Source organism: Deltaproteobacteria bacterium (assembly GCA_005879795.1).
In the GTDB taxonomy this organism is placed as follows: Bacteria; Desulfobacterota; Binatia; order DP-6; family DP-6; genus DP-6.
This window is the reverse complement of the sequence record VBKJ01000075.1, coordinates 1-11321: the sequence shown is the minus strand read 5'-3', so window position 1 is coordinate 11321 and position 11321 is coordinate 1. Positions and strand designations below refer to the sequence as shown.

10 protein-coding genes are annotated in these 11321 nt (G+C 70.5%); 3 read left to right on the top strand and 7 right to left on the bottom strand.

The window, feature by feature from the left end; all coding sequences use genetic code 11:
- Window positions 1–2307 (bottom strand): thioredoxin domain-containing protein (locus E6J59_04030; protein TMB22349.1); only part of this gene is annotated, 2307 nt, incomplete at its 3' end.
- Window positions 2308–2743: 436 nt separating this feature from the next.
- On the opposite strand from E6J59_04030, the gene E6J59_04025 reads away from it, so the two are divergent.
- From E6J59_04025 to E6J59_04015, 3 genes are read left to right on the top strand one after another with little or no spacing between them, the layout of a single operon-like run.
- Window positions 2744–3859 carry an exo-alpha-sialidase gene (locus E6J59_04025; protein ID TMB22348.1) on the top strand — a complete coding sequence of 372 codons (1116 nt, stop codon included), beginning with the start codon at window positions 2744–2746 and terminating at the stop codon, window positions 3857–3859.
- Window positions 3856–4152, top strand: a complete 297-nt coding sequence (locus E6J59_04020) for a MoaD/ThiS family protein (protein ID TMB22347.1) — start codon at window positions 3856–3858, stop codon at window positions 4150–4152. The genes E6J59_04025 and E6J59_04020 overlap by 4 nt, the downstream gene beginning before the upstream one ends.
- 53 nt (window positions 4153–4205) lie before the next feature.
- Window positions 4206–6260, top strand: a complete 2055-nt coding sequence (locus E6J59_04015; GenBank protein TMB22350.1) for a cation-translocating P-type ATPase — start codon at window positions 4206–4208, stop codon at window positions 6258–6260.
- On the opposite strand, the gene E6J59_04010 is transcribed toward E6J59_04015, so the two are convergent.
- The 6 genes from E6J59_04010 to E6J59_03985 form a co-directional block, all read right to left on the bottom strand.
- Window positions 6106–6687, bottom strand: coding sequence for a metal-dependent hydrolase (locus tag E6J59_04010; protein TMB22346.1), 582 nt, complete (start codon window positions 6685–6687; stop codon window positions 6106–6108). The two genes, E6J59_04015 and E6J59_04010, sit on opposite strands and share 155 nt — an antisense overlap.
- Window positions 6688–6722: 35 nt before the next feature.
- Window positions 6723–7295, bottom strand: coding sequence for a hypothetical protein (locus E6J59_04005; protein ID TMB22345.1), 573 nt, complete (start codon window positions 7293–7295; stop codon window positions 6723–6725).
- A gap of 16 nt (window positions 7296–7311) precedes the next feature.
- Window positions 7312–8043, bottom strand: coding sequence for a ZIP family magnesium transporter (locus E6J59_04000; GenBank protein TMB22344.1), 732 nt, complete (start codon window positions 8041–8043; stop codon window positions 7312–7314).
- Between the two features lie 805 nt (window positions 8044–8848).
- Complete coding sequence (locus E6J59_03995) at window positions 8849–9445, bottom strand: hypothetical protein (GenBank protein TMB22343.1); 597 nt, start codon at window positions 9443–9445, stop codon at window positions 8849–8851.
- Between the two features lie 24 nt (window positions 9446–9469).
- On the bottom strand, window positions 9470–10204 hold the full coding sequence (locus tag E6J59_03990) for a helix-turn-helix transcriptional regulator (protein ID TMB22342.1): 735 nt from the start codon (window positions 10202–10204) through the stop codon (window positions 9470–9472).
- Window positions 10205–10233: 29 nt separating this feature from the next.
- On the bottom strand, window positions 10234–11321 hold a 1088-nt coding region (locus E6J59_03985), incomplete at its 5' end, for a sigma-54-dependent Fis family transcriptional regulator (GenBank protein ID TMB22341.1).

Here is an 11321-nt window from a genome sequence, read left to right as displayed (position 1 = left end):
CGCGGCCGGAGCGCCTCCTGACGGGCCGTCGCGCGTAACACCCGCAAGCGGGGACACCTTCGCCAACTGATCCGACAGGACGGCCGGGTCCGAGGTCGGCAGCGCGCACACCTTCTGCTCGCACACGTACGCGGTCGTCGCTCCGCGCAGCGCCTGCTTGTCCGCCACCAGCGGGATGATCTTCCGCTGGCGTGCGAGCTCGTCGCCCACGCTCCCGACCGTGAGGACGTGGTTGGGCACATAGGCTCTCCGTACCGTCGAAAGCAGCGCCTCGTCGCCCGTCGCTGCCGCCGGCCGCACGATGACGATCTCCTTCGCCCGGTCGAGGCGGAAGTCGAGCGCCGCCAGGAGCGCGGGCGCCGCGGCCGGTATGCGCTGGAGGACTGGCGCGAACGCACGCAGGGTCGCGTCCGCTCGCTCCCGGCGCCGGTCGTCGGTCGTGAACTCGGCGAGCCGCAGCAGGTTCAGCGCCGCGACCGCGTTCCCCGACGGAATAGCCCCGTCGTAGTACGGCTTCTGCCGAGTGAGCGTCACCTCGTGCTGAGCGCCGGTGAGAAAGAAGCCCCCCTTCTCCGCGTCCCAGAAGTCGCGAACGAGGACGTCCTGGAGGGCGATCGCCTCGCGCAGCCAGCGGAGCTCGAACGTCGCCTCGTAGAGATCGAGGAGCCCGGCGGCCAGGTACGCGTAGTCGTCGAGGAAGGCGTCCTCGTGCGCGGCGCCGCCGGCGAAGCTCCGTCGCAAACGGCCGTCCGCGCGCATCCGCTCGTGGACGAACCGAGCCGCGGTCCTGGCGCGCTCCACGTAGCCGGGATTGCCGAGGACGGCCCCGGCGCGCGCGAAGGCCGAGATCATGAGGCCGTTCCAGCCCGCGAGGATCTTCGTGTCCTTGTGGGGTGGCACGCGCCGCTGGCGGACGGCGTAGAGTTTCGACCGCGCTTCATCGAGCAGCTGGCGGAGCCGGGCGGGCTCGATGCTGAGTTTGGACGCGACCTCGGGGAGCGGTGCGGCGACGTGCAGGATGTTCTTGCCGTGGAAGTTCCCCGGCTCGGTGACGGCATAGTAGGCGAGCACGGCCTCGGCGTGCGGGGCGTCGAGGGCAGCGCGGATCTCGGCGGGCGTCCACACGAAGAACTTCCCCTCGACCCCCTCGCTGTCGGCGTCGGTCGCGGCGTAGAAGCCGCCGTCGGGCGCCGTCATCTCCCGCCCAACGTAGTCGAGGATGTCGCGCGTCACGGCGGCGAAGTCGTCGCGCTTCGTGAGTTGGTAGGCCTCGAGGTAGGAGACCGCGAGCTGGGCGTTGTCGTAGAGCATCTTCTCGAAGTGGGGCACCTGCCAGGCGGCGTCGGTCGCGTAGCGGTGGAAGCCGCCGCCGACCTGGTCGTGGATGCCGCCGGCCGCCATCTTCTCGAGCGTCAGGGTCACCATCTCGAGGGCGCGTGCGCTCGCGGCGTGACGGTGGTAGCGGAGGAGCAGCTCGAGGTCCGGCGGGCTCGGGAACTTGGGCGCCCGGCCGAACCCGCCGTTCGTCGCATCGAAGGTCGCGGCGAACCCGTCGAACGCGCGCTGGAGCACGGCGGCATCCGGCAGGCCCTCACCCCCCGGGCGCTGGGCCATCTGCTGCACGCGCCGGGTGATCTCGCCGGCCTGCTCGGCGACGCGGAGCGGCTCCGCGTCGAACGCCTGACGGAACTGCTGGAGCATCGCGAGGAATTGGCGCGGCGGGAAATACGTGCCGCCGGAGAACGGCTGGCGTCCGGGCGTGAGCCAGACCGTCATCGGCCAGCCGCCGCTCCCGGTCAGCATCTGCACGACGCTCATGTACGCGTCGTCGACGTCGGGCCGGACCTCCCGGTCGACCTTGATGGCGACGTAGTGCTGGTTGAGGTAGGTCGCGATCTCCTCGTTCTCGAAGGACTCCTCCTCCATCACATGGCACCAGTGGCAGGTCGAGTAGCCGACGCTGAGGAGCACCGGCTTCGACTCGGCGGCCGCGCGGGCGAAGGCCTCGTCGCCCCACGGATACCAGTTGACGGGGTTGTGCGCGTGCTGCAGGAGGTAGGGGCTCGACTCCAGGATCAGGCGGTTGGTGTAGCGCGGCGAGCCGTCGGGCCGGAGGTGCCGGGTGTGCGGGTGATAGCTCGCTCCCTTCTCCCCGAGCGCGGTCATGAGCTTCTGCTGCAGCTCGGCGCTGAATGGCGCCGAGCCCGGGAGCGGGGCGCTCGTCGGCAGGGAACCCGAGCCGGCGAGGAGAGGCGCGACGAACCCTGCGAAAGCGGCGACAGCCGAGAGGACACGGATCACCTTCATTCGAGCTCGCTCCGTCCCCGTGCGCGGACGGCGTCCTCGAGCACGCCCCCCAGGCCCGATGATGAGGACGAAGGGAACGTCGGTGATGGACATCTTGCCGTTCCGGACTCGCCGGGACGTAGCCGTCTGGACGAGCTGGAGCGCCTGCGCGATACTGAAGTCACCGCGCTTGCGGAGATCCTCATCGTAGGCAAGGGCCTCGCCCCACGAGGGCGTGGTACTCGCTCTTGGACAGGCCGTCCAGCCTTCTCCTCGACAAGGGACACGGCATTTTTTCGGCGGGTATGTCGATCTCAGAGCCGGCCGTTCGACGATACAGCGGACCACCCGCGGTGCGAGTGGGTGGGTGGCGCGACCTCGACGAGCGGGCTGATCGTGCTAGTCGTGAAGAAACTGCCTGCGAAGGACCGGCGCGGACCTCAGGAAGGAGACAGGGATGAGCGGGGTACGGGTACTGGTTGGCACACGCAAGGGCGCATTCGTCCTCGAGTCGGACGGAAAGCGCGAACGCTGGGACATCAGTGGTCCCCACTTTGGAGGCTGGGAGATCTACCACCTCAAGGGATCGCCCGCCGACCCGAATCGGCTGTACGCGGCGCAGGGCACCGGCTGGTTCGGGCAGCTGATCCAGCGCTCCAACGACGGCGGCAAGACCTGGGAGCCGGTGGGCAACCGGTTCGTGTACGACGGCGTCCCCGGCACTCACCTGTGGTACGACGGCACGCCCCATCCCTGGGAGTTCGCGCGAGTCTGGCATCTCGAACCGTCGCTGACCGATCCGGACACGGTCTACGCCGGCGTCGAAGACGCCGCCCTGTTCCGCTCGACCGACGGCGGCCAGACGTGGCAGGAGCTGCCCGGACTGCGCAACCACGAATCAGCGCCCTCCTGGCAGCCGGGCGCCGGTGGGATGTGCCTGCACACGATCCTTCTGGATCCGAGCGATCACAAACGCATCTTCATCGCCATCTCTTCCGCGGGCGCGTTCCGGACCGACGACACCGGCAAGACGTGGCGACCGATCAACCGTGGCCTCAGGTCCGAGCAGATCCCCAACCCGACTGCCGAGGTCGGCCACTGCGTGCACCGGATCGCGAGGCACCGGTCGCGTCCGGGCGTGCTGTTCATGCAGAAGCACTGGGACGTCATGCGCAGCGACGACGCGGGCGAATCGTGGCAGGAGATCAGCGGGAACTTGCCGAGCGACTTCGGGTTCCCGATCGACGTTCACGCGCACGAGCCGGACACCATCTACGTCGTCCCGATCAAGAGCGACTCGGAGCACTATCCACCCGAGGGAAAGCTGCGGGTGTACCGCAGCCGCACGGGCGGACACGAGTGGGAGGCGCTCACGAGAGGCCTCCCACAACGCGACTGCTACGTCAACGTGTTGCGCGACGCGATGGCCGTCGACTCGCTCGATCCGTGCGGCGTGTATTTCGGCACCACCGGGGGGCAGGTGTACTCGTCGGCCGATGCCGGAGACAGCTGGGCTCCCATCGTCCGAGATCTTCCGGTCGTGCTGTCCGTCGAAGCCCAGACACTGCCATGATCCGCGTCGTGCTCCCGACACACCTGCGGAAGCTGGCGCACGTCCAGGGCGAGGTGAAGCTCGACGTCGAGGGTCAGGTCACGCAGCGCTCGGTCCTCGACGCGCTCGAGGCCCGCTATCCGATGCTGCGCGGGACGATCCGCGACCACGTCACGCAACGGCGCCGACCGTTCGTGAGGTTCTTCGCCTGCGAGGAGGATCTGTCCCACGAACTCCCGGACGCTCCGCTGCCCGATGCGGTCGCGACGGGGGCAGAGCCCTTTCTGGTCGTGGGGGCCATGGCCGGCGGTTAGCTGTGACCCACCCGGAGAGCATCGGCCGCGACGGCACCCTCGCCGACCAGGCCATGGCGCGGACGAGCGCTCCCGCCGCGCTCGGCGCGGACCGCCGCCGGGGCCACGATCCCAGCGGTCAGAGCTCCGATCATGAGCATGACCACGATGACGCGCACGCCTTCGCGTGGCCGGAGGCAGTGCGCATGGGTCTCGTGGCCCTCGCCGCCGCGGCCCTCTGGTTCAGGGTCTGGGAGGCGTATCGCAGCGTCAGCGTGATCGGAGCGCTCGGTCTCGCGATCGGCGGCTGGCCCATCTTCAAGGAGGCCTTCGAGAACCTGATCGACCGGCGGATGACGATGGAGCTGTCGATGACGATCGCGATCGTCGCGGCGGCTGCCATCGGCGAGCTCTTCACCGCGCTCGTCATCACGCTCTTCGTGCTCGCGGCCGAGGTGCTGGAGAGCATGACGGTCCAGCGCGGTCGGCGCGCCATCCGCGACCTCCTGGAGTTCCTGCCGCGCGAGGTCTCGGTGCGCCGCGCGGGGTCGGTCCACGCCGTCTCGGCGGACGAGCTCGGCATCGGCGACGCGATCCTGGTCAACCCGGGCGGGCGCGTGCCGGTCGACGGCACCGTGCTCGGGGGCCACTCCTTCGTCGACGAGTCGCGCATCACCGGCGAGTCGATGCCGGTCGAGAAGACCAAGGGAGCGCCCGTCTACGCCGGATCGATCAACCAGTCGGGCGCGCTCGAAGTCCGCGGCGAGCGCATCGGCCGCGACACGAGCTATGGCAAGATCATCGAGGCGGTCGAGCGCGCCGAGCGCTCTCGCGCCCCGGTCCAGCGCCTCGCCGACCGGCTCGCCGGCTACCTCGTCTACTTCGCCCTTGCGGCCGCGGGCCTCACGTTCCTCGTCACCGGCGACGTTCGCTCGACCATCGCGGTCGTGATCGTGGCCGGCGCCTGCGGCATCGCCGCCGGAACGCCGCTCGCCATCCTCGGCGGCATCGGCCACTCGGCACGCCTCGGCGCCATCGTCAAAGGGGGCGTGCACCTGGAGACCCTCGGCCGCGTGGATACGGTCGTGCTCGACAAGACCGGCACACTGACCTACGGCCGACCCGAGGTGCAGCGCGTGCTCGGCGCCGATGGCGTGTCGCCGGAAGCCGTGCTGGACGCGGCGGCGGCTGCCGAGCAGCGCTCGGAGCACCCCCTCGGGCAGACGATCGTCGCCCACGCCCGGGCGCAGAAGCGCCCCGTCGTCGAACCCGAGCGTTTTTCCTACACGCCGGGGCGCGGTATCGCGGCGGAGGTGGCCACTACCACGGTGCTCGTCGGCAACCGGGCCTGGATGCGGGATCGCGGCGTCGCGATGCCGGAGGCCAGCGTGACGGGGATCGTGACCGACGCCGCGGCTTCGGCTGCGTCGGAGGTGTTCGTCGCACGCGACGGGCGCCTGCTCGGCGCCATCGCCATCGCCGACACTGTGCGCCCGGAAGGGCAGCGCGCCGTCGCGGCGCTCGGCCGCTTGGGCATCCGCACGATCCTTCTCACGGGCGACACGCGGCCGGTCGCGGACGCGGTCGCCCGCAGCCTGGGCATCCGGGAAGTCGAAGCCGACCTCCTGCCCGAAGACAAGGTGGAGCGGATCGAAGCGCTGGTTGCCGCCGGCGGGACGGTTGCAATGGTCGGCGACGGCGTCAACGACGCGCCCGCGCTCACGGCGGCGAGCGTCGGCGTCGGCATGGGCTCCGGTACGGATGTCGCGCGCGAGAGCGCCGACGTCGTGCTCCTCGGTAACGACCTGGCGCGCTTCGTCGAGACGCTCGCGATCGCCCGGCGCACCCGCGGCATCATCTGGCAGAACTTCGCCGGCACGCTCGTGGTCGACACATTCGGTGTCGGGCTTGCAGCGTTCGGCCTGCTCGGCCCGCTGCTCGCTGCCTTCATTCACGTCGCCTCCGAGCTGGCCTTCATCCTGAACTCGGCCCGGCTCCTCCCTCACCGCGAGCTGCCAACCTCGTGGAGGCCCGGTGCCACACGACCGCGCTCGCCATCAAGAGCGCCGACGGCAACCACACCCAGCGTGCCTCGCTCGCCAGGATCGTCAGCTCGTCGCCGGACATGAACGCCTGGAGGCCGATCGGTGACACCCGGATCGGACGCACGGGAAAGAAGTAGCGAGCATTGCTGAAGGGCGAGAAGAATGCGACGCCGAGACCGCCATCCGTCAGAGCGTCGAGGCAACCGTGCGATGCCGTGGCGACGAAGAGGTAGAGCCAGAGCGCCCGGCGATGCCATCCCGGAGCGCCCTCGGGGAACACGATAGCCACCACCAGGGCGGCCAGAACGGCGGCAAAGCTCAACGAGTGCGTGAGGCCCCGGTGACCGAGGAGATCGCCGTACTGAATCCCGAACCGGAAGCCGATGACGTCGACGTCGGGAAGCGCCGCGCACACGGCGCCGGCGAGCCAGACCCGCGCGGTCCCGAACGGGCGCCGGAACGCGCCCTCCAGGGCGATCCCAGACACGGCGTGCGTCAGGACCGTGGGCACCCGCGTCTACCCGCCTGCGTGAAGTCGGCGACCATTCATTCGATGATGCGGATGGGCAGCGCGCCGTCACGGCCCGGGTCGAGGACGTAGCGCCGGACCCGTGGAAGGACTCGCTCCGCCGTCTCGAGTCGGTGTACCCCCTGCACCTCCGGCATCGGCTCCGGCTCGGCACCTGCCTCGTCCGCCTGCGGGCGACGGCGCAGCGAGACGAACGCCGCCACGAGGCCCGTCGCCACGGCGGCGAGCGGCCGCACGATCGCGAAGAGCGGTCCGAAGAACGCGAGCGTCAGCGCGATCGAGTCGACTCCCGTTTCGGGCGTCGTCACCAGGAACGACAGGGTCGCCTCCCGGCTTGCGCCCTTGCGCCGGAGCAGCATGGCCGTCGGCAAGACGCCACAGGAGCAGAGGGGGATCGGCGCGCCGAGGAGCGCAGCGAGCGCGGCCGATTTCAGGCTTCGATCGCCCAGATAGCGGACGATGCGGTCGGGGTTCAGGATCACGTGAACCGCGCCCGCGATGGCAAAGCCGATGAGGATGAAGAGCGCGCCCTCGTAAAGGACCCAGAAGGTCTGCTGCACGGCGGAGACGAGAAGATCGACCAGGATCACGTCGAGGCCCTCGCCGCTACTCGAGGCCGAAGCGCGACAGCGCCCAGTCGGCGCACGTGAACAGCACGAGCCCCCCGAACACCGTCCACGCGAGTGCGGGCCCGCCCTCGCGGTTCACCTCCGGGATCAGGTCCGAGGCCGCGACGTAGATCGTGACACCGGCCGAGAGCGCGAGCGCATACCCGACGTGTCGGCCGGCGAGCAGGGTCGTCGCCACCGCGCCGAGCAGCGTCAGCACGCCGAGCGCCGTCCCGGCGAGCACCGCCGCGACCCGCGAGCGCCCGCTCGCCAGCATGATCGACGCGACGGTGAAGCCTTCGGGCACCTTGTGGAGCAGGACGGCCAAGAAGAGCAGGAGGCCGAGCGTCGGGGCCACCATGAATCCGGCGGCGATGGCCACGCCGTCGAACAGCGTGTGTACGCCGAGGCCCAGGATCGCGAGGTACGCAGCCGCTGGTTTCAAAATTGCGCCCGTGTGCGTCTCCTCGCCGAAGTGGAAGTGCGGGGCGACCGTGTGCTCGAACAGGTGGACGCCAAAGTACCCCATCAGCACGAACGAGAACGCGTGTGGCACGTGCGTGCTCTCGGGCAACATCCGGACGAAGGCCGCCGCCAGCATGAAGCCGGCACCAGCAGCGACGAAGTAGCGCAGGGGAGCGTGCCCGCCGCGGTGCGCTCGCATGACCACGAGCGATCCGGCGACGTCGGCGGCCGCCGCGATCGCGGCGAACGTGAGCGCGCTCACCATGGCCCGGGAGTTGGTCTACTGGCGATCACGGCCAGCGTGCTGCCGGTCACGAGCGCAGGTCGCCGCCAGCGACGAGAAACGCCGGAATCGGCCCTGACGTCGGGCATGGGAGACCTCCTCGCCGATCGTGATGAACGGGCTTCCCCGATACGAAGCGCAGAAAGTTGTCGAACCGCGTATGGCTACGCGGGACGAGGAGGACCGCGGGGCGACGCCAGGCGTCCGATGGTGACGGACGCGACTGAGATCGACACGTTCACGTCGCGAACCTGCGGCCACGGCGTGGCGGCCGGCACCGGAGCGGGCGGGGCGAGGAAGTGTCGGACCTGGACCAGGCTCTGACACACGGGGCAGTCCGACGCGTCGTGGGCTGGCACGCGCCGCGCCCTCGCGCTCAGCTGCGGCGCGGTCTCGTCACGAGCCGACACCCAAGCGGCCGGAGGCTCGGTGTCTCGGGCGGCTGCCCACGCATGAAGCGGCGGAAGGGCGAGCTGAGCGAGCAGGGCCCAGGTACCGACGAGTGCCCCGACGCGGCGCCGAGCATCACGGGAGTGACCCGTCCTGGGCGTGAACCACCACATCAGGGACTCGTCCGAGTGGCGCGGACGATACGCGCGCCTTCCGCGACGTGTCAAGGCGACCGTTTCAGGCGACCGCTTCACCCTAAGTGGTCCGGATGGGCGCCTACCCGGGCGCCATGGAGCATGTCCCGATGGGTAGCGTACGTGCGTGGACCGCGAGGGGCGGATCGGGCGACACCACTCGAGGTGACGTGCCGCAACGGCGTGATCCCGATCGCAGCTCTTCACTGCCCACCCGCGTACGGCTCTGCGACCGCCACCTTCACGAGCTTGGCCTGGCGGAGACGCGCCGTGGCGTCGAGACCGTTCGCCACCGCGGCCGTCTCGACCGTCCACGTGCTGCGGCCGCGTGCGAGCACGTCGCCCAGTCCCTCGCCCGCGCGGGCGGCGACGATGCGCAGACGGGTCTCGCGGATGCCGGCCCGCTCACTCGCCGTCAGGGGCCGGAAGCTCTCGACCGTCGCGCCGAAGAGCGGCTTCGCCGCCGCCGCTCCGTCGGGCGGCGTCGCCCCGATGATCCGGTAGATGCGCTCCGCGTGCGCGATCCACGTGAGATCGAGCGCGACCCGCCCGTCGCGCGTGCGGGCGGTCGTCGTCGCATGGATCGCCGGCAGCCCGCCGACCATGAGCCGCTCGGCGCCGGGGGCGAGATCGATCTTCGCATTCTGCTGGTACGCACGGAGGGCCGCCTCGGGATCGCTCCCCTTGCCGACGAGCTCGAGCCCCACGACGGCGTGCCCGTCGGGCGCACTTGCCCCCACGACCGTCCGACCGCCGGGCAGCCGGTCGCCCGATACCACGCCGAACCTCCCGACGTCCACGTTGTCGGGCAATCGTGCGTCGGGTCAGACCGGATCGTTCCGCGGGTGGCTGCCGGCTATCGTGCAGAAGGCGCGGACGATCGAGAGGACGGCTTCGCGAGCACGCGGCGGCGCGGCCATGAAGAGGATCCGCAGCTGCTCCGCCTGGGGGTCCCGCGCGATCATCGGGAGGTCTCGGACCGCCCTCACCGGCACGAGCTCCTCGATGTCATCGAGAACCCGGACGAGCGGCTCGGCCAGGAGCTCGTGATTCTCCGCGCGGCACTGCCGCGCGAGAGCGACGGCGAGCCTGAACATGACGACGGCCGGCGTGCCCTGAGCGGTCCCTATCTCGAAGCGGCTGACCGTGCCCTGGCTCACACCCGCCAACACCGCGAGCCGGTCCTGGGAGAGGCCGAGAAGCTCGCGCAGGGCACGCGTCTGCCGGCCGAGCTTACGGAACCACGCGTGCCAGTCGACGTCCTCCTGCCACGCGCGTGCGCCGGACGCCCGGGGAACCGAGGACGGCTTGTCCACCGTCCCCTTGTCCACCGTCCCCGGTCCCTGCTGCGATGGGCGCTTCGCGGCGTGCCAGAGGCAGCGCTCCATCAGCGGCCGCCGCACATCTGTCGTTCTGTCTGCGTCGACCGTTCGGAGCTTCGTCCTGGAGACCCTGGCATCGTTCGCGTCCCACCAGGAAGCGGTGCACGTAACGTGCCGGCCGGAACGCGCCCGAATGCGCCGGTCGCGGAGGCGCGACGGGCGATGGGCCTGGGTCATTCCGACCCGCGGTGCGGAAGGCGTCGGCTCTACTCGCCGGATGCCCCGTACTGAACGAGCTTCCGGTAGAGCGTCTTCCGCCCGATCCCGAGGACCCGAGCGGCGAGCGTCTTGTTTCCGCCGACGTTCTCCACCACCCGCAGGATGTAACGCCGCTCCGCCTCTTCGAGCGGCACGAGCTCCGAGGGATCGTCGGCCGCGATGAGCACGTGGGAAGGTCGGTAGGCGCGGATCTTCTCGGGCAGGTCGTCGACGGTGACGTGATCGTACTGCGCGAGCGCGACGGCGCGCTCCATCGCGTTCTGGAGCTCGCGCACGTTGCCCGGCCAGGCATAGGCGAGGAGCCGCTCGGCCGCCTCGGGCGAGAGCCCGGTGACGCGTTTTCCCGCCTTCCCGGCGTGGTGGACGAGGAAGTGCTGGGCGAGCACCAGCACGTCGCTCCCGCGCGCGCGGAGCGGCGGCATCTCCACGTGGATCACGTTGACGCGGAAGTAGAGGTCCTCGCGGAAGCGGCCCTCCTCCACCGCCGACTCGAGGTCGCGGTTGGTGGTGGCGACGAGGTGGACGTCGAACGGGACTTCTTCGTTCCCGCCGATCGGCCGCACGGCGCGCTCCTGGAGCGCGCGCAGCAGCTTCGGTTGCAGCGCGAGCGGCAGCTCGCCGATCTCGTCGAGGAGGAGCGTCCCGCGGTGGGCCTGCACGAAGAGGCCCGTCCGCGCCGCGCGCGCGTCGGTGAAGGCGCCGCGGACGTGGCCAAAGAGCTCGCCCTCGAGGAGCTGCTCGGGCATGGCGGCGCAGTCGACCGCCACGAACGGCCCGTCCTTGCGCCGGCCGCGGCGATGGAGGACGCGGGCGACCACCTCCTTGCCGGTCCCGCTCTCGCCGGTCACGAGTACGCTCGCGTCGGAGTCGATCACCCGGTCGAGGAGCTGTCGAACCCGGCGCATCGGGCCGCTGTCGCCGACGAGCTCGTCGAAGCGCTCCGCCTCCCCGACCAGGTGCCGCAGGCGCTTCACCTCTTCGCGCAGCGACCGATGCTGAACCGCGCGAGAGAGCGCGACCGCGAGCGCGTCCATCTTGACCGGTTTGGTGATGAAGTCGTACGCGCCCGCGCGGA

Excerpts from the sequence above, each read along its gene's own strand:
- E6J59_04025 (TMB22348.1), top strand. The coding sequence starts at position 2,744 with ATGAGCGGGGTACGGGTACTGGTTGGCACACGCAAGGGCGCATTCGTC.
- E6J59_04020 (TMB22347.1), top strand. The coding sequence starts at position 3,856 with ATGATCCGCGTCGTGCTCCCGACACACCTGCGGAAGCTGGCGCACGTC.
- E6J59_04015 (TMB22350.1), top strand. The coding sequence starts at position 4,206 with ATGGCGCGGACGAGCGCTCCCGCCGCGCTCGGCGCGGACCGCCGCCGG.
- E6J59_04000 (TMB22344.1), bottom strand. The coding sequence starts at position 8,043 with ATGGTGAGCGCGCTCACGTTCGCCGCGATCGCGGCGGCCGCCGACGTC.
- E6J59_03990 (TMB22342.1), bottom strand. The coding sequence starts at position 10,204 with ATGACCCAGGCCCATCGCCCGTCGCGCCTCCGCGACCGGCGCATTCGG.